General features: G+C 48.6%; 16 protein-coding genes and 1 pseudogene. All 17 read right to left on the reverse strand.

Going from position 1 to position 23,652, the window contains the following annotated elements; translation table 11 throughout:
* Positions 1-14: 14 nt before the first annotated feature.
* The 17 genes and pseudogenes from L0M14_RS11040 to L0M14_RS11120 all read right to left on the reverse strand — a co-directional run bounded on the left by L0M14_RS11040 (position 15) and on the right by L0M14_RS11120 (position 23,526).
* Entirely contained in the window at positions 15-1,280 is a 1,266-nt protein-coding gene (locus L0M14_RS11040; RefSeq protein WP_235122138.1) for a ribulose-bisphosphate carboxylase large subunit family protein, read from the reverse strand.
* A complete protein-coding gene (locus L0M14_RS11045) occupies positions 1,271-1,948 on the reverse strand; it encodes an aspartate/glutamate racemase family protein (protein ID WP_235122139.1) in 678 nt (225 codons plus the stop codon). The genes L0M14_RS11040 and L0M14_RS11045 overlap by 10 nt, the downstream gene beginning before the upstream one ends.
* Positions 1,949-1,961: 13 nt before the next feature.
* Complete coding sequence (locus tag L0M14_RS11050) at positions 1,962-3,953, reverse strand: alpha/beta hydrolase family protein (RefSeq protein ID WP_235122140.1); 1,992 nt, start codon at positions 3,951-3,953, stop codon at positions 1,962-1,964.
* Complete coding sequence (locus L0M14_RS11055; RefSeq protein WP_235122141.1) at positions 3,946-5,271, reverse strand: Gfo/Idh/MocA family protein; 1,326 nt, start codon at positions 5,269-5,271, stop codon at positions 3,946-3,948. Before L0M14_RS11055 ends, L0M14_RS11050 begins: the two co-directional genes overlap by 8 nt.
* Before the next feature lie 1,299 nt (positions 5,272-6,570).
* Positions 6,571-6,771 carry a hypothetical protein gene (locus L0M14_RS11060; protein ID WP_235122142.1) on the reverse strand — a complete coding sequence of 67 codons (201 nt, stop codon included), beginning with the start codon at positions 6,769-6,771 and terminating at the stop codon, positions 6,571-6,573.
* Between the two features lie 109 nt (positions 6,772-6,880).
* Positions 6,881-7,201: a hypothetical protein gene (locus L0M14_RS11065; protein ID WP_235122143.1), complete on the reverse strand. Its 321-nt coding sequence runs from the start codon at positions 7,199-7,201 to the stop codon at positions 6,881-6,883.
* 29 nt (positions 7,202-7,230) lie between these two features.
* Positions 7,231-10,254 carry an S-layer homology domain-containing protein gene (locus tag L0M14_RS11070; RefSeq protein ID WP_235122144.1) on the reverse strand — a complete coding sequence of 1,008 codons (3,024 nt, stop codon included), beginning with the start codon at positions 10,252-10,254 and terminating at the stop codon, positions 7,231-7,233.
* 263 nt (positions 10,255-10,517) lie between these two features.
* Positions 10,518-12,254: a glycoside hydrolase family 127 protein gene (locus L0M14_RS11075; RefSeq protein ID WP_235122145.1), complete on the reverse strand. Its 1,737-nt coding sequence runs from the start codon at positions 12,252-12,254 to the stop codon at positions 10,518-10,520.
* 15 nt (positions 12,255-12,269) lie between these two features.
* On the reverse strand, positions 12,270-13,190 hold the full coding sequence (locus tag L0M14_RS11080) for an ABC transporter ATP-binding protein (RefSeq protein WP_235122146.1): 921 nt from the start codon (positions 13,188-13,190) through the stop codon (positions 12,270-12,272).
* A gap of 1 nt (position 13,191) precedes the next feature.
* Positions 13,192-16,101 carry an ABC transporter permease gene (locus L0M14_RS11085; RefSeq protein WP_235122147.1) on the reverse strand — a complete coding sequence of 970 codons (2,910 nt, stop codon included), beginning with the start codon at positions 16,099-16,101 and terminating at the stop codon, positions 13,192-13,194.
* Positions 16,102-16,133: 32 nt separating this feature from the next.
* The gene (locus L0M14_RS11090) at positions 16,134-16,592 is read right to left on the reverse strand and encodes a permuted SH3 domain-containing protein (RefSeq protein WP_235122148.1); all 459 of its coding nucleotides are present in this window, start codon (positions 16,590-16,592) and stop codon (positions 16,134-16,136) included.
* Positions 16,576-17,088: a biotin/lipoyl-containing protein gene (locus L0M14_RS11095; RefSeq protein ID WP_235122149.1), complete on the reverse strand. Its 513-nt coding sequence runs from the start codon at positions 17,086-17,088 to the stop codon at positions 16,576-16,578. Before L0M14_RS11095 ends, L0M14_RS11090 begins: the two co-directional genes overlap by 17 nt.
* A gap of 64 nt (positions 17,089-17,152) precedes the next feature.
* Positions 17,153-17,855, reverse strand: a pseudogene (locus L0M14_RS11100) (ABC transporter ATP-binding protein).
* Between the two features lie 91 nt (positions 17,856-17,946).
* Complete coding sequence (locus tag L0M14_RS11105; protein ID WP_235122150.1) at positions 17,947-19,350, reverse strand: S-layer homology domain-containing protein; 1,404 nt, start codon at positions 19,348-19,350, stop codon at positions 17,947-17,949.
* Between the two features lie 221 nt (positions 19,351-19,571).
* Positions 19,572-20,936, reverse strand: a complete 1,365-nt coding sequence (locus tag L0M14_RS11110) for an ABC transporter substrate-binding protein (RefSeq protein WP_235122151.1) — start codon at positions 20,934-20,936, stop codon at positions 19,572-19,574.
* Between the two features lie 42 nt (positions 20,937-20,978).
* Positions 20,979-22,043, reverse strand: coding sequence for a hypothetical protein (locus L0M14_RS11115; protein WP_235122152.1), 1,065 nt, complete (start codon positions 22,041-22,043; stop codon positions 20,979-20,981).
* 172 nt (positions 22,044-22,215) lie between these two features.
* Complete coding sequence (locus tag L0M14_RS11120) at positions 22,216-23,526, reverse strand: ABC transporter substrate-binding protein (RefSeq protein ID WP_235122153.1); 1,311 nt, start codon at positions 23,524-23,526, stop codon at positions 22,216-22,218.
* Positions 23,527-23,652 lie beyond the last annotated feature (126 nt).

Genomic DNA, 23,652 nt, shown 5'->3' on the forward strand with positions numbered 1-23,652 from the left:
TCGCGTATTTTCTATCATTTTTCTCCGAATGTTTCCAGCGCTTGCTTTAATTCCAGACGGCTCGCAGCATGCACCTCCAACGGAATTCCCTCCAGAGCCGCCTCCCAGCCCTGTACGAGACTGCGATAGCCTGCCCCGGGGCCGCCCGGGTGCGCATGAATACCGCCGCCGGCAATATTCATGAGATCTATGGTACGAAGCGTACCGTACGTTTCGGGAGCTGCTCCCGCCCACTGTTTCGAGGACAGAACGGGTAGCGCAGTATCAGTCGGATTGAAGATCGGCGTTAAGCAAGCCTGCACACTGTCGATCACAGATGCGTTGCTTTCATAGAACTTGTTATTGAGGCCGTTAACATGCAAATGATCCACACCGGCCAAACGGCACAACTTCTGGTATACGGTAAAAGACATGCCTAGATAAGGGTATCGCGAAAGCATACCCCATTGATTGCGATGACCGTGAATACAGACTGGCGCATGTTTTCTTAAGTGCGCCAGACCCGCAAAACCAATACTGTTGATGCTGACCATGACACAGTTGCCGCCGGAATTTACGACTGTGTCGAGGTGCCGCAGCATCGGATCCACGTCATCGGTAATATTAAACGCGTACATCGTTTTTTTGCCGGTCCGATCCGCAGCCCGTTCGATTTCTTCCATGACGGCCTTCACGCGTTCGGGCAGAGGCGCATACGGCGGGTTGCCGTGGACCTCGTCGTCCTTAATAAAGTCGATGCCGGATGAAGCCAATTCCCTGACAATCTGCCGAAGCTGATCGGTCGTCAAACCGATGTTCGGTTTGATGATGGTTCCAATGATGGGCCGTCCATGGACACCGGTTAATTCCCTCGTTCCGGTAATGCCGAAGCGGGGCCCTTCATACCGCTGCAAAAACTGTCGCGGGAGTTCAAGATCAAGCAGCCGCAGCCCCGACAATTCCTCCAGCTCAAAAAGGTTGCCGGCAACTGTCGCCAGCAGGTTCGGAATGGAAGGACCTATATTGGCGTAGGGAAATGCAATCTTGACGATGCCCCGGCGATATTCGCTTTTGCTTCCGGGGGGGACCTTGGCTCCGGGCAAGGAGGGGAAACTGGAAATGTCCAGCTGTTCAATAGATATAATCCTTGCCCTGTGGCTCATTTTCAAGCTGTCCGTTTCATTCGGCAATGGAAGGAATGTTCCCGTAGATTGCTCACTCACGATGATTTCGCTCGCTTGCTCCAAAGATAAAGCCGTTTCGAGCCAGTATGTGGCTATAATTTGATCATTCATGGACATGGAAATTTCCCCTGTCTTTCTAATTCGTCTCGTACAGCCAAAATGCCTAGACGAGGGCTGGAATATACCGGAAGCCCGGTTTTCAAGCTTAATGCTTCTTCCATCCTCGCCATGGAGCCCTGAGCCAACACGAGCACATCTGCTGACTCCGCCACAGCCGCAGCCGCTTCCAGAATGAGCCGGTCGTGTTCCTCCGGCCTCCCTGAGATGAGCGCCTGATAAGCACCGTGCGCCAAGGCATCTAACACATGGACGTTCCGGTTTTGATGTTCGGCTTCTCTTTGCAGCAGCATCCGGGTCGGTTCCAAAGTGGTCGGCAGCGTGGCCAATACGCCGATTTTATCGAATTTCCTGACAGCTTGCCGAGCCATGGCATCGTCAATTTTGATAATCGGTGTATCAAACATAAACCGGGCTTGATCCGCCACTTCTCCTACTGACGAACAGGTATTAAAAATAATATCGGCTCCGATCTCTTCTGCGTGACGGTAATACTGAATTAATCGGCGAGTTACCGAAGAAGTCACTTTCCCGGCTTGGATGACGTCGGCAATCAAACTGTCATCGATCATGTTGACGAGACGGCAGCCCGGCAATTCTTCACGAAACAACGGTCCAATTCGTTCCGAGAGCCCTTGTCCGGTATAAACCGCAACAACTGTAGTCATTCTAGTCCCCTCCTTAGCTAACTGAATCGCTGATCATCGAAACTGCATCGTCTAACCGGCCTTCTTGAGAAAGCCAATGGTCCGCATCCGGAAGATCCATATATTGAAGCATTCCCGGGATAATAAAACTAAGAGAATCATGTTCATCATAAAACGGCTCTTTAATCCATTCGGCGATGCTGCTCATCCAATGCTCCGGACGAACACTTCGGATCCGGGGATCGAGCAGTGCAGCGAGTTCAGCATAGATTGCGTACCTTCCGCTTCCATAAAGCCGGATGTCCTCGGCATCGATGTTTTTCAGGGAGGAAACCATTTCTACGCAACGCAGGACATCAAAAGTTCGAACGGCAGCCATACTGTCGCCGAGCCACATCAATTCATCGGTGTAGCGATCCATCATACCGAAGCGCTTGAAAGGCCGTTCCTCAGGGGCATTCAAGTGAGGCAGTAGTGAGCCTATTCCCGTCGGATTAAGCACCATAGCAATGCGGCCGGCGGAACAAGTTTTCTTTATCCACTCGGCATGAGCGCTGATCTGCTTGGTTCCGCCGTCCCACACGGCAATCGTGACAGGCAATCTGCGGCCTGCAAGCTTCGAATCAAAAAACTGTAACGCGTTATTCAACAGCCCGCGTTGGCTCCACCAAACCGTGCGTACCGCCCATAAATGTTCTGCCTCTCCCCCTCCGGAAAGCCTCGGGTTTAAGTCGCACGGTCTGCGGTTGAAGTAGACGGCATTGCGCAGCCATTGCAGTGCCACGCTTTTTCGCTTTTCTTCGGACATTGACCGGCGCACTCTTTCCCAATCTGTTAGCCGCCCTACTGTTTCCGTGTGTACGTTCTTTGCTTGTGCATATTCGCCAATCACCTGCCCGCTCTGCGTGCAGATCAACTGTTCGGCAGGCAGCAGCTGGATCGCTTCTTCCTTTGCTGTGACGGCGCTTCCAAGCAAATGCTTGGAAAAAAATCCAGCCGCTGCACGGGCGAGCGGGACCGTGAAACGGTGCACATGCTCATCCTCAAAAATACCCAGGCACTCACTCTTCCCATGCATGTCCCAAAATCTCCGGTTTACGGCAATCGTATGGCGAGGTCCCTCAATCGGCACGGAATCGTAGGTTGTCGCTAACACAAGCACAGGACGAGGCGCCATGGCAAGCACGATATCTTCATGATCGAAGCCGAAAGCGGAGAATCCCGGCCATTTCTGTTCCGCATCCTGAGCTTTCCCCGTTAGCAGGAAGTAAGGCCGATTCATAATAAATCCGCCTGGTGCTGCCGCTGCAATTCGTTTGTCATACATCATCAGCAGGGCAGTTTGCGTGCCGCCGCCGGAATGGCCGGTTACTCCGATCTTTTGCGGATCAACTTCAGGACGTGTACTCAAATAATCGATAGCTCGCATGGCATCATGAAGCATATACCGTGCCAGACTGTCGCCTAATGGGATGCATTGCCTGCCCACATTTTCATGCTCCGTTACGCTAGTCATAGGGGCCTGCTTCAACTCTGGATCATAAAAGCCAAATCTTTCCCCTTGTCCTAACGGATCCACGGACATGACGATAAGTCCTGCATGGACTAGATAATGACAGACGGTTTGATATTCGTCGCAGTGTTTGGCTTGCTCGCGATGTCCGCACAGCAGCAGTACTGCCCCGCGTGGCTCTTTTATCCCATCAGGTAGGTATAAGTTGGCTGTCACATACACATGCGGTCGCGATTCGAAAATGATTTTCTCGACGCGAAATCCATTTCCTTGTACGGTGCCTGTAATTTGCGGATTTAATGGAGTGTCAGAAGTCGGAATCCCGCCAATACATTTGGCTAAGCCCTCGCGAATATCAAGCTGCCGCCTCTCTAGTCCGGCGATGTCGTTGATCGCTTCGCGTGCCTGTTCTCCCAACTCGGCTGCTCTTATTGCCGATTCATAGATCCATCTCGGCAGTTGGCTTTTGACATCAAAATGGGCGATTTGAACATTTTCAAAATTTTCAAACACGATTCGACACCCTCCCTTTGGACAATTCGGACACATTCGACTCAACAAGCAGGTCAGTTAAGCGTACTGGCCGGTTGGCCTGCGCGGATTTCCATACGGCTTCCCCGGTTAGAACTGCAAGTGCACCTGCCTCAGCTCCTGCCATAATCTCATAGGGACGAAGCGGGTCCGGGCCAAGGAACAAGTCCTCCAAAATAAGAGGATCTCCCCCTCCATGCCCTCCGGCACGCGGTACAACATGAATGGTTTCTTTAGCACCGAAAAGCGGGAAATAATCGATGGTTTGCTCAGGAACATGGAACGCAGCCCGTCCGGACATCACTTCCATCGTCTCAATTCTGCCTTTCGTCCCGTTAATGGCGAGCCTGTACCCTTCGTATGGCAGCGAAAAATTGACGGAATAGCTTAACATTGCACCCTTGTCATACTTGACTACCGCCGTATACGTATCTTCAATATCGATTTCTGAATCAAAAATACATCCGTCTGGACGATACCCTGTTGAGCTTCCCGTTTTGCTGTCCATCGTAGTCAGATGGTCGTCCGGCGGTGCAATTTCTTTGCTTCGTGATGACCAGCGCATGAAGTATTTGCAATTATGTTTAACCCGGCAAGTCCCGCAGTACCTGCCATCCTCCTTGACCGGATTGAGCTCGCCTTCGGGGCCGAAGTAGTTAAGCGCTCCATACGCAAACGCTTCCACAGGTCTTTGGCCCGCCCACCACTGAATGAGATCGAAATGGTGAGTGCTCTTGTGAACCGACAACCCGCCCGAGTTACTGCGTTTGCGGTTCCATCTTTTAAAGTAGCTTGCGCCATGATACGTATCGAGATACCAATTCAAGTCTATCGAAGTTACCCTGCCGATTCTGCCTTCCAGTATCAATTCCTTGATCCTCATATGGATCGGAGAATATCGGTAGTTGAAGGTTACGTACAATTTACCCCTGCTGTTGTTCTGTGTATCCAGAACACGTTTGCAGTCCGCCCCGGTGGTCACCATCGGCTTCTCCGATATGACGTCGAGATGATGCTCCAATCCTTGCACTATATAATCGGCGTGGGTATAATCCACACCTGCGACGATCACTGCGTCAGGTTTCGTTTCCTCTATCATCTGCTGGAACTGATCCGGAGCATAAACAGGTGTCCCCGCGAGCGCCGGAAATTTCTTAAAACAATTCGTAAAGCGGCCCGGATCCGCATCGAGCAATCCGACAATCTCACAATGCTGTTGGAACGTATCCAGCATAGGACGTATAAACATGCCGTTCGCTCTTGTGCTCACGCCGCAAATGACGTATTTTTTCCTCGCCATGGTGGTTCTCCCCCTCTCGCTTCTACTATTAAGTATACAAAGCTAAGGTTTGCAAACCATTAGTGAAAACGACTGTGATTATAGGTCAATCCTGTCGGTGCCCTGCAGGAGGAGCACCCTTTACTACCTTTGATGCGATCTCGCAACCGGCATTCCCGCACGTGTGGGCCTATCCTGCTTCGCGCTCCCTTGCCGTCTCCTATGCGTCTGCCCCTCCATTGCAGCTTCCTCGACGCTCGCCCGCGTGCCTGTAACCACCACGTTCTCTCCCGTCGGTTCCTCTTGCGTGCCTTCTTCTCTTCTGCAACAAAGAAAAACATCGTTACTTTCGCGTCACCGACACGAACTCGCCTCTCTAACGTTGTTTTTCACCTTTGCAGCTTCATCGCTGAACACTTTCACGTCCGCCCCTCCATTGCAGCTTCGTCCCGCGCGCCCGTGTGCCTGTAACCCCCCACGTGCTCCCCCATCGTCTCCTGCGCAACGATGAAAAACATCGTTTCACTAGCATGACCGACTCGGACTCGACTCTTTAACGATGTTTTTCACCTTTGCAGCGTCTTCGACGCACTCTTGCGTGCCTTCTTCTCTTCTGCAACAATGAAAAACATCGTTACTTTCGCGTCACCGACTCGGAATCGCCCCTCTAACGATGTTTTTCACCTTTGTAGCTTCCTCGACGGACGCACACGTGCCTGTATCTCCACGCGCTCCCCCGTCGTCTCCTCCGTAACAATGAAAAACATCGTTACTTTCGCGTCACCGACACGAACTCGCCTCTCTAACGATTTTTTTCACCTTTACAGCATCCTCGACGCACTCTTGCGTGCCTTCTTCTCCTCTGCAACAATGAAAAACATCGTTACTTTCGCGCCACCGACTCGGACTCGTTCCTCTAACGATGTTTTTCACCTTTACAGCATCCTCGACGCACTCTTGCGTGCCTTCTTCTCCTCTGCAACAATGAAAAACATCGTTACTTTCGCGCCACCGACCCGGACTCACCTCTCTAACGATGGTTTTCACCTTTGCAGCGTACTCGCTGAACACCTTCACGTCCGCCCCTCCATTGCAGCTTCGTCTCGCGCGCCCGTGTGCCTGTAACCCCCCACGTGCTCCCTCGTCGTCTCCTCTGCAACAATGAAAAACATCGTTACTTTCGCGTCACCGACCCGGAATCGCCCCTCTAACGATGTTTTTCACCTTTGCTGCTTCCTCGACGCACGCCCGCGTGCCTGTATCTCCTCGTGCTCCCCCATCGTCTCCTGCGCAACGTTGAAAAACATCGTTACTTTCGCGTCACCGACACGAACTCACCTCTCTAACGATGTTTTTCACCTTTATAGCTTCCTCGCTCCACATCCGCCCCACCTTCCCAGCTTCGTCCCGCGCGCAAGACTCTTCCTCCTCGTGCCTCCCGATCGTCTCCTCTGCAACAATGAAAAACATCGTTACTGTCGCATCACGACCCAGATTCACCTCTCTAACGATGTTCTTCAACCTTGCAGCTTCCTGTCCGCCACCATCCTCCGGCAATTATACTGGAACAAACATCCCAGTCAAAATCAAACAACCCCTGCCGGTTAAGCCGACAAGGGTTGCACTCTCACTACTTCAAAATAATCTGCGTCTTCTTCTGCTGGGTACCCCCAACGAGATAAATCGTAAACTGCTGAATGTTATTTTTCGTTTTATCGGAGCCGTTTCTCGTATACGATAAAGTGAAATCGGGGTTAACCGTTACCGTATCCTGTTTGGATGGATCGGTTTCTGTGTACACGACATCGCCTATGAATGCCTGAAGACTGAGAAGCTCATTAATTGAAGTAAACTGGTCTTGATTTTTATCTGAAGGGCAAGGAGATGTGGAAACCGTACACTGGTTAACGAAAGTACCGTATCCATTCGTACCGACTTGTATTTGTCCCATCAGGTTATTGTCCCACAAAAGCAGCCCAGTCAACGGGTTCGTATCAGTTCCGGTACCCCCGAGAGCGTTTTTGAGCTGTTTTTAACCTTTAAACTATTCGGTACCAAGGAATCGACGCCGGAACCCCAACTTTGGGTAAGTGATTGTACACCGCTCGGCGTATCGAAAAACACGGTGAAGTTGAATTTTCCGCTATCCAGCCCCATGATTTTTCCTACGCCTTTAATATTGCCATAGGCCACTGCCTTTGGATTATCGGAAGTTACAGCTCTTACTTTGACGGTAAGACCCGTATCCAGTCCTAACGAATCTTTCGTAAGAATGCCGACATCTTTGGCTAGCGCGGGATAGTTATTGAACAAGTACGTTGCATTCGTAACACTGTTGATTTTTCCTGCGTCATACAGGATACGCCCGGCTGCGATCAGATCCCCTGATTTCATGTCTAACGAATAGGTCAGTGTCGGGTTATTCTGATCGTCTACATCCACTGTAAGTGAATCAGAACTCAGCCTTTCTTGGATTTGTCCTGAGTTATCAAGATGTACGAGCGTGGCGGTCAGTTTGTAGCTTCCTTTTCGGGGTGCAACAGGTTTAAAGGAAATACTTTGCCCATCACCGTTAGATTTGATGATATCCTTAATGTCTTTTAACACGACCGGATTTGCTTCCGAAAGCTCTACGACACCTGTCGTATAAACGGCATCAGTAACACCGCTGATTCTTTCTAATTTCATTTCAACCTTGTAATCGGTCCTCGTGGAATAATATGCCTCGTCGAATTGATCATAGATTTTGAAAACGGCATTCGTCTTCGACTTTTCTAAGGTATTAATCAGCAAAATGTTTCTTGCAGAATTGTTCTCATCAAGCATAATCGTGTTCGGTTTACGAGCCTGTTCAATCATAAGGGGGTAAGTGACCGTCTGATTGAGACCATTTATTCGGATATGGATGGCCGCAGGCCCTGCAGATGTCACCTGTTTGATACGAATGTTCCCGTTTAGATTGATGTTGACATTTCGTAATTGGCCTGTATTTGGGTCAACTCGTATGGCAGGATCGGCCTCTAGAATAATTCCGCCTGTAGCATAAACGGTTATTTTACCTGTCGTTTCCAGATTGGCGATTTCTGTTCCTTCCAATTCTTGATTCGTCGAATCGATTACCTTCAAGCTAACTTCTTTATTGACGTCACCTTCAGTCAAAGTCGTACTTGCTGGTCCTATGACAACCGTATAAGGTGTCTTGGGCGCAGCCACGGTGACGGTCTCAGATACCTGGCCTCCGCTAAAAAGTAAGTTGACCGTGACTTCCTTGTTGCTGTCCAAATCCGAATTCGCTGCTAATTGCAACTCTGGATAGCCGTCGTTATCGAAATCGATGAAATCATTTGGCGAATCTGTCCGAAATACATTTCCCAACGCGCCGTCAAACGTTTTACTAATGCCCATGTTCAAATATTTCGTATCAGTCATGCGATTACCGTACTGGTCATACGCTGCGAAAGTGAGGTAGGCTCTCCCTCCGGCTTGAAAGATCAATTGTCCAGCGGGAAGCTTTAAGTTGCTTTCCGTGTCACCCAAATCAATTCTCGACACTTGCGGTGTATCCCCGACAGTAAATGTTTTGCTGATAGATAAGTACCCGCTCTTTTCCAACAAATTCACTGTAACGGTATTGCCCGGAGTCAATTCGCTCAAATCGAGCACAATTCCGTTATGATCCGCTAAAACGGTTGAGGTGACCTTTTTGGGAGCACTGACGTATACATTCACGTTGCTTGGCGATAATTTCATTTCTTCACCATACTGGTTTATGGCTTTATACTCGATAAGCGCTTTGGACCAAGAGATTTTCTCAGTCTCCGTCACGATTTCCACTTTAGCTGCACGCTCATTTTCGGGCATAAAACCCATCGTTCCGGTCTCAACATCTACACCGCTGAGCACGACCTCATATTGGGCAAATTCAAAATCATCGCTCATTTCAAGTGTTGCGCTAGTGCTGTCATCTGACCATGTGATGATCGGTTCGAATTTCACAGGATTGTTGTCAGAATCCAGGATACCGGCTTTCGTTACAACAAAAACGGCCGCATCTACATCCACGTCGCGATTCAACCTAACCGACAATTTGTTCCTGCCGATCACCTTCACTTCGGCGATGGAAGCTTTTTCTGGTTTTGCCGAAGTCGTATGTAATTGCATGGCTGCATAAGCAGTAAAAGCCAAAGTCTTTTTAGTTACAGGTTCGCTGCCGCCAAACTTTCCGCCTGTCTGATTCGTCATCAGTTTTTGTTGCAGCGCATATGCCACATAACTTTTGTATGTATCGCCTACAGTCTCATCTTTCGAGGACGTTGCCTCTTTGGCCTTCTCATCCAGACCTAGTCCTTTGATCAGAAGCATGGCAAGTTCCTGACGTGACACTATACCACTAGGATTGTACTTGTTATCCGTGGCATCTTGGAAAAGATCCGCTTTCTTGAGAGCCTCAATATACGGGATAGCGGAATCATTGCTCGAAATGTCTTTAAAGCTTGATTGAGTTAACCTGTGATCAATGGTGAGCCCCAGAACGAGTGCAGCTGTTCTCGCCACCTGGGCGCGAGTGATGTTCTCTTCCAAGCCGAAAGTATCGTCAGACGTCTTCTCGATCGCGTCGATTTGCAATAAATCGTCGATCTTTTTAAGTTCATCCTTCGATAGCCCCTTCAAATCATGGAGTTGATCAGCCAAGCTGGCTTCTGTTGCTGCACGCTCCGAAGAGTCTTCCCCATTCGACACCTCTGAGTCCGCTGAACCATCATTGGTTGTCGTCTGAGCGGTTTCTGAGTCAGCATTGGTTGTCGTCTGAGCGGTTTCTGAACCAGCTTTTGATGTAGTCTGATCGGTTTCTGAATCAGCACTGGCTGGAGTTTGAGTTGTTTCTGAGTCAGCTTTCGTTGTCGTCTGGGTGGCTTGTGAAACAGCTTCTTCCGCATATACTGCCGGGGCCAAGCAATAGCACAAAAGCAATAAAGATAATAATAAAGCAAGTTCTTTCCTCATGACCTGCACCTCCCGATAAAAGATGACAACATAATAAAACGCTTACATTTCATTTCAGCTATTCGTTCAATTCAATCAACCTCCGTCTTTTACTCACATTTACTTCCTTGGACTTACTTTATTACAAAACGGTGAACGCATCATAGGTCGGTTTGTGCATATTTATAGGTTGTTTTATTCATCCTTGCAACCGGCTCGGAGCCCAGTTTGGAGGCTGCCCGCGATGCGGTACACAGCCCCTAACCAGATTCTATTCATCTAGCTTACCAAGAAAACTCTTCCTCAAGCCTGCGGTATTTCCCTGTCTTCATAGGCGCTTGATCGCTGACCTTCCGGTTGTTATAAAACGGATGATGCGTTCCTTCCGGACTTAAATGGATGACATCGTCACCGCGCCAACGGGCAACAAATTCCTGTCCAACTGCCCGTTCTACGGTTTGACGTTCGCTAAGCGGGAAGGTGACCGTTATTTTCTCTCCTTCCTTAGCCTCACCAAGCGCCAGAAAGCGCTGGTTCACCCACATACTGGGATCACTTCCCGTCTGGGTGAGCACCGAATCTCCCTGATCTCGGATAACCGCTATTTTCGCATAACCAGCCCACTCCGGAATGCGAACCAGCAGCCTCGGTATGTTCCGGTGAATCTCAAGCTCTATACGGCCTTCGTGAGGCAGATGGCTGCTAACATCGAGCCAACGCGATCCGCGGTTCAGCAGGAAGTTAACACTGACTGTTCCGTTGCTCTCCGTGATCGTATGGCTCCACCCCATGAACAAGCCCCTCGTTCCTGAGCCAATACAGCAGGTCTGCAAATCGCTAGTATGTCCTCTTCCTCCGCTTACATTGCAGCAAAAGTCGTTCGGTGCTGAATAACCGGCGAAGGCTCCCCGCGCACGTTCAGCCACTTTGAAGTAAGATTTCATGCCGGTTTCATCGTTAGATTTGTCTTGAGCATCCACCACCCAATCCAAATTCAATAGCTGCGACTCCGTCAAATGATTGCGTAAGAACCGTTCCACGATGCTCCAATATTCAACATACCCGCTGTGCGCCAGTGAAATGCCGGTAGAAATCAAATCTACGAGGGAACAGGTCTCATGCTCAAATGCTTGTTCATGCATATCTCCCGGTGTCCAGCCAAAAGTTGTGCACCGAGAAAGTGCCCAATCATAGCTCTTTTTGACAAAATGAACGAGTGAGGCGTCCTGTGTATGCCAGGCAAAACGCGCGAGCGCATCCAGCGTACCAATCCGGGTGTGGAAGTGACCGCTGCGGTAGGCCAGAGCATCGTTAAAGCTGCCGTCCGGATGAAATACACCGCTGCGGTGAACGATGAGCGCCGAAAAGAACTGGCACAGCTCAATCGCATCCGAGTTCCCCGTCAGCTCATAATATTTAAGCAAAGGCATGACCAAGCGGCCGCAAAAAGCCGCAGGATCCGGCGCAAGCCGCAGCTGCACGGCATTTGCTGAGGGCCATCCTTTCGCCGTGTATTCGGATGCCGGATAGTACCAAACATCCCTTTCCTTTATGGCAATTCTTTTAAGAGCGGCCACATGCTTATCGGCAATTTGCTTGACTTTGCGATCACCGGTCGACATATACCAGGAAGTAAGCGCAAGGATTACTGCCCTTTGGTCAATCAAATTGGCATTGGTCTCCCAAGGCGCTTTCGGATTGATTTGCCGATAGCTAAGTCCGTCATCCTTAAAAAAACTGAGAAAGTTTGCCCGGTAGCGTTCTTCTATGTCTCGCCCTCGTTCGTCGCCCGTCATATGCCGGGCTAAAATCAGGGCATCAATCAGCCTCCCGTGGCTCGAGCCATAATCCCAATCACCATGTGTCAAAAATGCCGGCTGCTCCATCAAATTCGCAGCGAAAAAAGGAATGTAGCCAAAATCCTCGTCAGCCATGCCGATAATGGCTTGAAGAACATGGCCGGCCCGTTCCTCTAGCAGAAGGGTATCAGGAATTAGTTTACTCTCTTGCATATTCATCATTAGCGTCTCCTTTGGTTAGGTTTGATGGGGAGGCAAAAGTATGATTTTACCGTCCTCCATGGTAACCTGTACTTTATTCGCTTGCTTGGCACCGATGGCTTCCAAATAATTCGCCGGGATTTGCAGGCGTCCCGCATGATCCAGTACTGCATACTCGACGTGAGTCTCCTCTTCAGTCGAAGTCATATCATGTGCTTGATCCTGCTGCGCAAGAAGATTTTGCCCATCTAGCAGATCCTGCTGTTCTTGTTCGTAGGTTTTGCGCCGCAAGATTTCCGAAGCCGTTCTCCCGTCCCGTATGGCGACAACACGATCCACCTTCTTGGCCAGCATCGGATCGTGTGTCACGATAACGATCGTGAGACCCAGCTCGCGGGACAGCTTCCGAAACAAATCCAGGATTTGATTCGCCATGCGCGTATCCACCGAACCGGTCGGTTCATCCGCGAGCAGCACTTTCGGATGATTCGCCAGCGCAATGGCGATGGCGACACGCTGTTGTTCGCCTCCAGATAATTGGTTCAGTCTGTTATTCCTTCTGTGGCTGAGTCCGACTGCTTCCAAAAGTTCCAACGCCCGTTCCCGTTTGCGTTTGCCACGAAGCAAAATAGGCAACTCCACATTTTCTTGAGCCGTTAGATAAGGGATTAAATTCCGTGCGTTGTTCTGCCAGACAAAACCGACGGACTCCCGTTTGTAAATAACGAGGTCTTTTTCCGCCAGGTTAAGCAAATCCTTGCCGTCTACAGTTAATCTCCCCGCAGATGGCCGGTCGAGACCTCCCAGCATGTTCAGCAGCGTAGATTTTCCACTTCCGCTGTTACCGATGATAGCCATCAGCTCGCCTGCCTCGACATGAAGATCCAACCCCTGCAGCGCAACGACTTCCAGATCAGCAACTTTGTATATTTTCACCAAATTGTCGCAATGGATCATCTTAATCCTCCCCAAGCTTGACGGCTTGATGAATCCGAATTCGCGAAACGATTTGCCCCAGCAGCACAAGCCCGAATGTGATCATAACAGCAATAATGCCGTACAGACGTTCATGGTCTCGAGGGTCGAACGTAACTTGAAACGGCGGCACCTGCGTGGACGGATCGAAGGACAGTTCAAATAAGGGCACGAACAAATAACTCGCCATATTTCCCGCCATGATTCCGATTCCAATTGCCGCGCCGGATACCATCACCTGTTCACCGATCAGCATGAATATCAGTTGGATAACTGAAACCCCCATCGCCCTAAAAATGCCATATTGCAGCGTTCTCGCCGATAGAGAAAGCACCCAGTACAGTAAAAATCCAAAAAAGCAAACAACGACCGATATTAAAAAGCCAAGCGTCATAACGCCATTAATCGCCATTTGGAAAGGATCCTTGACCGCTTTAATCTGTTCCTGCTTCGCGTCGGTGATTGACTCGATTTCATAGCCGTGATCGGCGACCGCCTGATATACCGCTTTACTGCTTGCTTGGTTTTTAAGCTTCAGCCATACTTCATAGGGCTCAAGCGCTATATTGTTCTGGATGTAACTCAAGTGACCGACAACAAGCATCGGTTTTTTTACCTTCGTGACGGTACCTTCCTTCGTCGTAACCGATACCGTATCCCCGGCTCCCGGGTTCGGATTCCAAGAAGGCCAATAATCGATCACACCGAAAACGGTAAAAGTCGCCGGCTCTACATTCGGCCAACCAACGTTCATTGTGTCGCCGACTTTCACGTTGTAATCCTCCGCAATGGATTTGGATATCAGCACGGCGGACGGATTTTTGGCAAGAAGATTCAAATATTCGTTTATATGATGGTCAAGCAGCTTATCCCGCATCCAGGCGGTTTCACCGAACGCTTTCGTGTCGATACCCATTAACTCGACCGCCGCATTCGTCTTGCCTTTAGTAATTGACGCATCTTTACGGACAAACACTTTCGCCGCATGTTCCACTTCCGGGATCTGCGTAAAGGGCAAAAAAGACGGCTCGCTATATTGAACTCTAGGAGCAGGGGTCTCCGCTGTATCAGAGTCAAGATCGGCAGAGGAACTGTCCTCATCCGATTCCTCTGCGCCGAATAAGATGGCCGGCGGCGCATCATTCTCCCAATGAATCGACATGGAGATATCAGCTCCTGCCGCATATCGGATCTTATCAAGCGTGTTCTGATTGATAGTTCGCGTAGCGCTCGCGCTGAATAAGCCGGTTGCAATCGTAATAATTAGAAAGACCATGATGAATTGATACTGAATAATCGATCGGCTCACCTGGATTAATGTGGTATATAAAGTGGGCGGCCACCATCGTTTCCCTATTTTGTACATAAACGTCATCAACCAGGGATATAAACGAAGAACGAGTAAGCCAAAACCCAGAATAAACAGCGCAGGTATGAGAAACAAAAGCGGATCAACTCTCAAATCGGCGGATTTGAGGCCTAGCGAGAGAATATCTTGAACTCGCGCTTTGTAATTATGAAGTCCGTACAATGATATTCCGATCAAGGCAATATCGAGAAAAAACTTGTGCCAGAATGACTTTTTCAAAAATCTCGCCGTTTGCTGCTTGTGTCCGACAATCGTTACTTTCGTGGCCAGGACGACAGGAATCAACGTCATGATGATGGAAGCGGAAACTGCGGTCCATGCATATACGAAGGCATCCCGGTTCAATTCGGTTTCCAGCTTGGCGCGCTGCACGAATTCAAGAAATCCACTGGAAGCACCCAACAGTTTGGTTAACAGAGCGCCTAAATATGGACCCACTGCGAAAGCAATAGTCCCAAGTACCAGACCTTCCACCGCATAGCTTGCAATGATTTGCCATCGACTTGCCCCACGGCTGCGCAGTACAGCGATTTCCGTTTTCTGACGCTCAGTAATTAGATTGGCTACCATGTATAAGTAAAAAGCGAGCATCAACATCACAGGAACATTGAGCGACCACAGCATCTGCCGTAGATTTCTCTCTTTCACATAGTAATTGGTCAGCGTTTGCAGCACCGGGACATTTTTATTATGGTTTTCATAATGTTCATCCATAAAAGTCTGGATGTCATAATCGTTATAAAGAAACTGGTCGGAGGATGCTAGTGTCATTGCTTTATAATCAAGCGCATAATACCAGTAGCTGGATTGAACATTCAGCTTGCCGCCCGCTGTAAATTGCTTTTCGAACAAATCGAAATCGATTAAAAAACTGTTTTTATAGCTTCCCGTATTGTTATACCAAAAAATATCCGTGTAATCTTTGCGGTCGAACACACCGACAGGTTTAACGGATATAGGTTCTTTTAAAGTAGTATCGTTGATGACAAAAACTGTGTTCAGCACCATCCCGAGCTCGGTCAAAGCCTCCGGTGCGACGAGCGCTTCATACACGCCGCCTACAGGCTCCTTTTCTGGGAGGCGTCCATCCACCAGCTTGATGTGGCCCTCCATCCCGTCTATCGCCGAAATATCAGCCGACCGCTGGACATTAATATCGACTTTATCCGGTTCAGCAGGGAGTAAATTATAGCGTTGTGTCGCACGTTCTCGCACGTAAGTTTGCACGGGGATGTCGAAATGATTCTCTCTTTCTTTTAAAAAATGTTCCGTATCCGATAGGAGACTCTGCTTTTGCTGCACATCTGGTGACAAAGAAGCCGATAACCAGTAAATACCGGGATATTGATTGCTTGCCAGCTGCAGCTGCTGCATCTCTTGAATCAACAGTCTCTGCAGAATGGCGCTCGTATAGATCGGCATGCTGCTTGCCAAAGCGACGGATAGCACCAGTCCGAACAACAGGCTAAGCTCAAGCCATTTATTATTGATCATTTTGCGCAGGATCATGATAAATAATGCCAATATCTCAGCCTCCTCGTCGTGTAAGCCAACTGCTAATTGTTCAGGATAATCTGCTGCCCTTCGCTTAACCCTTTGCGGATTTCCACCTCGGTTGCCGACACGATTCCCTTCTCCACATCGACCTCTTTACGGCTTTCGCCGTCCAGCACCTGTACAAAATCGCGTCCCATATAGTTGCGAAGCCCGGCTCTGGGAATGATCAGCACTTGATCCCGCTTTTGGGTCACAATGGTGAGATCGGCCTGGGTACCGATCGATACACCTTCAGGGAGCTCCGGCATTTGAATATAGATGGCTTTGGCGTTCTTATCTTGAATCGCTTTATTGCTGTTTGGCGGTGCGGTAAGCGGTGTTTGGACGACCTTCCCGGTGTAAGTCTTGTCTTTTACTTTGATCGCCGCCTCCATGCCAACTTCAACGCCTGCCAGATCATTCTGACTAGAAGCTGTGTACACAAGCTTCATCTGATTTGGATCAGATAGCGTGATCATCTGCTTGTAAGCGGTCACTTGATCGCCGGGCAGGGAGTGTATCGATGAACGTTACGATTCCGTCTATGCTTGCTGTCAACCTTGTGTTTTGAAGCTGAGTCTGCAGTGATTTGAGCTGAAGGCGGGCACTCTCCATATCAAGCAGCTTCAAGCGAACATCAGGATCGTCGGCATCCTTGTCCGCCATGGCTTGCTGTAAGGAAATTTGCAGTTTTTCAATGGAAATTTCCTGCAGCTTAATTTTCGTTTCCAAATCCGATGTTTCCGTAGTGGCGAGAATATCTCCCGCTTTTACAGAATCGCCTAATTTAACGTTAACTTTCTTTAACCGACCGCCGGATTCTGAATAAAACAAGTAGTCCATCTTATCTGAAGCAAATGTAGCGACGCCCGAAATTTGCTGCGCAATATTGGCCCGTTTGACGACATAAAGGCTTAAAGTTTCCTTTGCCGGCTCTACAAGTGGCGGCTTCAGTTCTTCTTCTTCCACGGGCATCAGGGAGCATCCCGTTAACAACAAGGTCACGCTGCATATGCCTAACACCGTCCGTATAAGCCCTCTATATCCCATCGACAATTTGGCCATCCTCCAATGCGTAAACATGATCGGCAAAACTCATAATCGCAGGGTCATGCGTTGTGAGAATAATCGTCATTCCCTCATTCCGTACTAGGTCCCTGAATACACTCATCACCTGCGCACCCATTTTACTGTCAAGTTCAGCCGTAGGTTCATCCGCCAAGATCAGAGTCGGCTTGTGAGCTATAGCTCTTGCGATGGCGACCCGCTGCTGCTCGCCCCCTGACATTTCAAAGGGTCTGTGCTTCATTCTTCCCTTAAGTCCTACATACTCCAGGGCGCTTTCCGCATAGTCCTTGTAGAACGCCGATTTTACGCCCGCGATCCGCAAGCCCAACTCCACGTTTTCGTAGGCCGTCATCAGCGGGACAAGACCAAATGATTGAAAGATGAGCCCCATTTCCTTGCGCCTAAGCGCATTACGCTTTTTTCTGAATAACCGCTGATTTCGTTCCCGCCAAAGAAGACCTGTCCTTCCGTCGGCCTATCAAGCGCACCTAGAATGTTGATGAGAGTCGTTTTGCCGGAACCTGACCGCCCCCTAAGCGCGATTAGCCGTTCGGGAGGGATGCTTAAGCTCGCTCCCTTAAAGCGTGAACCGCAGCGGAGCCGCGTCCAAACACTCGGGTAAGGCCGATCGCTTGAACAAGAGGCGCATGGCGGTATGGTTGCTCTGCATTCATGGTTACTCACGCTCCTAAACTTTGCGAATTGCGATTAGGAAAAAACTCCAGTCCGAAAACTGGAGTTCTTCGACATGCTGGTTCATCGTTATTAACCGTTTTGCAGCGTCCACAAAACAAGTGCATCCAGAAGTTTCCACATATCATCCGTTGAATTATCGTAATCACCGACGAAGGAGAAGAAGGAAAGACGTGCCTTCACTTCATATCCGTTGTTGGCATGAGAACCTTTGTTGTAGTAGAAAATGGTTGCTTCTTTCGGTTTGCCTGGGATCGTCGCAATCACTTTCGCTTCCTTGCCAGGAAGGCCATAAGCGATAGCTGTTTTATTGTCCGTCTTTCTCAGGTACTCCACATCGCCGGTAAGTCCAGCAGCAGCCTTTTCCTTAGGTTGCGTAATCGAGATCGTTTGGATATTGTTTTCTTCCGTGTTTTCCTCTTGTGAAGAAAGGCCGAGATAGTACAACCCATGATTTTTCAGATAAATGGTCGGAATCGCGATATCCTTCATAATCCCGGAACGAAGATATTTAGCGTTAACTGTGTTGCTGACAAAAATAATATCGTAACCTTCCGCTTTCTCAGCCGTGAATTTATCACAGTTGATCCAAGTTACTTTAAATCCGAGATCCTTCATATCTGCGATGATTTTCTCATCATCAGGGCTGCTCTTTAGCTGTTGCATTTGATTGCTTTGACGTGCGATATAGAGCATCTTTTTGCCTTCGGGAGAAATTTCTCCAGATGGAGCCGCAGGCTCATCGTCTGGCTCCGTTGTTGGTACAGGGGTTGCCGGTGTTGTCGGATCATCAGGAGTAGCTCCGGCCAAAAGTTGCTTCGCCTCATAGCTGGCAAGCGCCAACGTTTTGCGTGTAGCCGAGACTTTTCCTCCGAACGTGCCGTCAGCCTGATTCGTCATCAAGTTTTTCTCGAGCGCAAGCGCAACGTATCCTTTGGCCCAATCGTCAACAGAATTGTCCTCAACAGGTGTAGCCGATTTCGCATCATCGTCCAATCCGAGTCCACGAATAAGGAATGCAGCCAGTTCTTGACGGGAAACATCGCCTTCCGGCTTGTAGGTTTTCCCTTCAGCATCATATCCGTTCGTCAGCCCCGCCTCTTTCAAAGCTTCGATATAGGGGAGTGCGTACGAGTTAGCAGGATCATCGGATCTGACATCAGTAAACGAAGAAGTTGTAAGCGCTTCATCCGATTTTAAATTGAAAATAATAGCGGCAACCTTTGCGAATTGCGCTCTGTTCATCTTGACGTCCAGACCGAAAGTATCATCTGACAATCCGCTGAAAACACCATCTTGGATTAATGCATCGAATTTATCCTTCTCGTCCTGCGACAATTCTTTTAAATCTTTGAAATCATCCGCCTTTTTCACACTTGCAGCCGTATCCGATCCGTTATCAGCACCGAAAGCAATTGGCAGAACAGTAAAGGATAGAACAAATATGGTTAATAGCGATAATACAAATTTCTTCAAGCGGTTCACCTTCCTTAATTGAATTTACGATGAATTTTTGTGCCTCAATCCTGGCGACATGCGTTCAAGATTTCCGATCGGTAGACGTTTCATCAGCCCTTTCCCGTTGTTCATTGCAACTCCCTCTTAAACGTATTACAAATTGGTACAGCCATTATAGGCGCTTTATGGCATGTTTATAGGTTAATAATCCTCTCATGAAAAATGAGCCGACAAACCGCCTATTTATTGCTAGATTCTCCAGCTTGCTTAACCTCGGTTTTGGCTGCCTTCACCGTCTCAATCGCCTTCGTGGCTTGTTCCTGAACCATGCGCAGCGCCGTCACGGAATCTTTAGATTCTTTGAAAATAAGCGGTTGGAAGACACCCTGTACGGGGACATCATACCAAACTAGACCTTGTGCTCTTGCAGCAGGAGGCATGGCGTTCTTGCCGTAAAAAATCGACTCCACATGCTTGCCCTGCATTTGCGGCAAATTTTTACCGAAAGCGGCTTTGACCGCATCTGTGTCAAGCGGACCGATGACACCTTCCTTCGCCATCTCGATTTGATGCTCCTCGGACAGCAGGGCGGCGATTACTTGGAAAGCAAGATCCTTTTTCTTCGACTGCTTCGTAATGTACATCGAATATACGTTAGGCTGATACTTCGTGTTCGGCGCATTACTTAAAGAAGGTACGGAGGCAATGTCAAAATTCAAGTTTTTGTTTTGCTCGTAAAATTTGACCAAGTGATCGCTCACTGTCGCGACAGCCATAGCGATACTCGGCTTTGAAGCGAACGTTTCCACGGTATCGAATTGATTCGCAGGAATATCATAAAACCTTCGCATATTGTCAACAAGTGTTTTCCAGCCGGGGTCGCTCATGTCCCCCTTATCTTCCGTCCGGCTTAACGGTGATAGCGATAGCTGGTTATAGTTCAAATAATGGCCAGGATTTTGTGAAAATCCTTTGTAGGTAATGTCTCCTTCTACACGGGTCAATTTTTTGGCGAGCTCATAGATCTCGTCGTAGGTCATTCCGTCTTTCGGATATTCAACGCCAAATTTATCAAAAATATCTTTGTTGTAAAATAAGGCATAATCGTTGTTGTAAAAAGGCAGCCCATATATTTTGCCATCCGGCGTCAAATTCCTTATCTGCGCCATAAAGGCGGGATTTAACTTACCTGTATCGAAGTTATACTTTTTGATCAAATCGCTCATGTCGTACTGCAAGTCGTTGTCGATAATATACCTTTGTACGTTCATTCGGGTGTCGTCCATGATGATATCGGGGATCGTGCCTGCTGCAATTAAATCCTTATACTGTCTGCCCGGATTATCCCAGGCTACATGCTTCACCGTAACGTTAGGGAATTTCTTTTTGATATATTCGCCGATTTGCTTCTGAAAAATGTCTTCCTTGACATAATAGGCCGGCCAAACCGTGTAAATAAACAGCTCATTATCCGGAGACTGTGTTTGCGGCGAATTCTGCACGTCGGAACCGCCCGGTTTGGATACCGGGGCCGCTTCATTCGTGCAACCTGCCGCCAGTGCGAGCGTTACGGCAATAGCTAAGCTTGCGTGCAGCTTTTTCATCGGTCTAACAACCTCCTTCGTCAATACAGGTTAGCATTCACTTTATCCGTTTTGCAGCGTCCACAGCACGAGGTTATCCCAAAGTTTCCATCCTGCATCCGTGGAATTATCCTGCATGCCATTGCTCCAATAATAGAAGGATACGCGTGCTTTCACTTCATATCCGTTATCGGCCTTCGTACCTTTGTCATAGTAATACACGGCTGCCTTCGATTTATCACCGGGCACGGTCGCGATCACTTTGGCTTCCTTACCTGGAACGCCGTAGCTAACGCCGAAGCGGTCACTGGCTTCCAAGTACACATCTACGGTCCCCTTTAACCCGCCGGCAATTTGATGCTGGCTGTCGACGATATCCACCGATTTTATTTTTTTTACTGTTGAGCCCTCCTCTTGAGATGAGAGACCGAGATAAAACATGCCATGGCTTTTTACATAAACGGTCGGAATTGCGACATCCTTCATGAATCCGGTTTTCAAGAATTTGGAGTTCGTTGTCTGGCTGATATAAATCAAGTCGTATCCGTTTGTTGCGTCTGCCGTGAGCTCACGATCGTTAAAATGCGTAACACTGAATCCCATGCCCTTCAAACGGTCGGCGATTGCCACATCTTCAGCCGGCAGCGGATCGGAATCCCGTCCGACCAGAAGCACTTTCTTGCCTTGCGGCGAAATTTCCGCTTGGTGTTCAGCTGCAGGCTGAGTGGCTGCAGGAGGAGCAGCTGTCGGATTTGGCGTATTGCTGGACTTTGATGCCTCGGGAGATGCGGCGGGCTTCGGAGTCTCCGCTTTAGGCGTAGCCGCCACAGAAGCTGCTGAAGGAGCCGGCGTAGCCGTTGTCTTCGTTGTATCTGCTGTTGCAACGGCTGAAGGGGTCGGTTCTGCTGAAGCACTGGACACAGCCGCAGTCGCTGCTGCTGTAGATGTCGGCATCTCCGATACTTTCGCCGCGTCCGGTGTCGGCGACGGCGCTGCTGTCGCGGTTTGGATGGCGGTAGCCGCAGGTGAAGTCGAAACGTTCGGTGTCTCCGCTTGATTCGTTGAAGAGCATGCGATCATGCTCAATGTCATGATCATGAACATGACCATCATGAGAAAACGTCTCATACAATGGATTCCCCCTTAGTGATAATGCTTTGAGATAAACGGCTTACTCCGTCCTATAATGACGAGTACGTTTATACAAAATATAAGCCGAATTATGGAGTGAAACTTATAAATTCTTATATTTATACAAAAGGCCCCTCCTATTTCCTGCTGGAGGAGCCTTATAAAGCCATTATTGAGCGGCTTTTTCAGTTTGTATCGCTTTCGTCGACGATTCCTCAACCATACGCAAGGCGGTAACGGAATCTTTGGATTCTCCAAAAATCAAAGGCTGGAACACGCCGTGCAGCGGTACGTCGATATACGTTAAGCCCGGAGCGCGGGCTGCCGGAGGCATCGCGTTTTTACCATAAAAGATCGCTTCCGTATGCTTGCCCTGCATTTGCGGCAGATTCTTACCGAAAGCCGCTTGAACACTAGGCGTTTGCAGCGGACCGATGATGCCTTCCTTGGCAAAATTGATTTGCATCTCTTCGGAAAGCAGGTACTGAAGAACTTGGAATGCTTGATCCTTCTTGGTCGATTGCTTTGTAATATATGCAGCGTATAAGTTAGGCTGAGCCTTGATTCCTGGAGCATCGGCAAAAGAAGGCATAGCAGCGATATCGAAATTCAAGTTTTTATTTTGTTCGTACCACTGCACGATTTTTTCCGTGACATGGACGCTCATCGCCATTTTCCCTTTCGGGAAGTCGTCAACCGAAGTGAACTGGTTTGCCGGTATTTCATAAAACCGTCTTAAATTATCGACTTCCTTCTTCCAGCCCGGCGTATTGAGTTCAGCTTTATCTTCCGTTAAGCTAAGCGGCGACTGGGACAGCTGATTATAGGTCATATATAAGCCGGGATGCTGCTGATAGCCTTTGTACGTATTTTCTCCTTCTACTCGGGTCAGCTTTTTGGCCAATTCATAGATCTCGTCGTACGTCATGCCATCTTTCGGATAATCGACGCCGAATTTATCAAAAATGTCCTTGTTGTAGAAAAGCACGAAATCACTCATCTGGAAGGGCAGCCCGTAAATCTTTCCTTCGGGGGTCACATTTTTCATTTGCGCCATGGCCGCCGGATTCAAGGCGCTGGTGTCAAAATTGTACTTTTTGATCAAATCCGTCATATCGTACTGCAAATCATTTTTTAATATATACCGCTGCAAATTCATCCGGGCATTATCGATAATAATGTCGGGAATCGTACCAGCCGCAATCAAATCCTTATATTGCCGCCCTGGGTTATCCCACTGCACATGCTTAAAAGTAAGATCTGGAAACTTTTTCTTCAAGTATTGCCCTACTTGCTTCTCCCAAATCTCTTCTTTCGCATAGAAGGAAGGATAAACAGTATAGATAAAAATTTCGTTATCCGGTGTTTTGCTCTCGGTGACAACAGGCTGTTTTTCGGTAGCCGTTGGCGTATCTGTGCAGCCTGACAAGATCGTAAATGCTGAGGTGATCACTAAAGATACCTTGAGAAATTTTTTCATCTTCTCTATGAACCTCCCTAATGAAATATCAATTTTTGTATATCTTTACTTTAGTACGAAATGTTTACGTTTACATTGGGGGGTTCTCCGAGAATATAGGTTGTTTGTTGCATCTTTCCTCTCGCT

Source organism: Paenibacillus hexagrammi, assembly GCF_021513275.1.
In the GTDB taxonomy this organism is placed as follows: Bacteria; Bacillota; Bacilli; order Paenibacillales; family NBRC-103111; genus Paenibacillus_E; species Paenibacillus_E hexagrammi.

Excerpts from the sequence above, each read along its gene's own strand:
- L0M14_RS11040 (WP_235122138.1), bottom strand. The coding sequence starts at position 1,280 with ATGTCCATGAATGATCAAATTATAGCCACATACTGGCTCGAAACGGCT.
- L0M14_RS11045 (WP_235122139.1), bottom strand. The coding sequence starts at position 1,948 with ATGACTACAGTTGTTGCGGTTTATACCGGACAAGGGCTCTCGGAACGA.
- L0M14_RS11055 (WP_235122141.1), bottom strand. The coding sequence starts at position 5,271 with ATGGCGAGGAAAAAATACGTCATTTGCGGCGTGAGCACAAGAGCGAAC.
- L0M14_RS11065 (WP_235122143.1), bottom strand. The coding sequence starts at position 7,201 with ATGGGACAAATACAAGTCGGTACGAATGGATACGGTACTTTCGTTAAC.
- L0M14_RS11070 (WP_235122144.1), bottom strand. The coding sequence starts at position 10,254 with ATGAGGAAAGAACTTGCTTTATTATTATCTTTATTGCTTTTGTGCTAT.
- L0M14_RS11075 (WP_235122145.1), bottom strand. The coding sequence starts at position 12,254 with ATGATGAATATGCAAGAGAGTAAACTAATTCCTGATACCCTTCTGCTA.
- L0M14_RS11080 (WP_235122146.1), bottom strand. The coding sequence starts at position 13,190 with ATGATCCATTGCGACAATTTGGTGAAAATATACAAAGTTGCTGATCTG.
- L0M14_RS11090 (WP_235122148.1), bottom strand. The coding sequence starts at position 16,592 with ATGATCACGCTATCTGATCCAAATCAGATGAAGCTTGTGTACACAGCT.
- L0M14_RS11095 (WP_235122149.1), bottom strand. The coding sequence starts at position 17,088 with ATGCCCGTGGAAGAAGAAGAACTGAAGCCGCCACTTGTAGAGCCGGCA.
- L0M14_RS11110 (WP_235122151.1), bottom strand. The coding sequence starts at position 20,936 with ATGAAAAAGCTGCACGCAAGCTTAGCTATTGCCGTAACGCTCGCACTG.
- L0M14_RS11115 (WP_235122152.1), bottom strand. The coding sequence starts at position 22,043 with ATGAGACGTTTTCTCATGATGGTCATGTTCATGATCATGACATTGAGC.
- L0M14_RS11120 (WP_235122153.1), bottom strand. The coding sequence starts at position 23,526 with ATGAAAAAATTTCTCAAGGTATCTTTAGTGATCACCTCAGCATTTACG.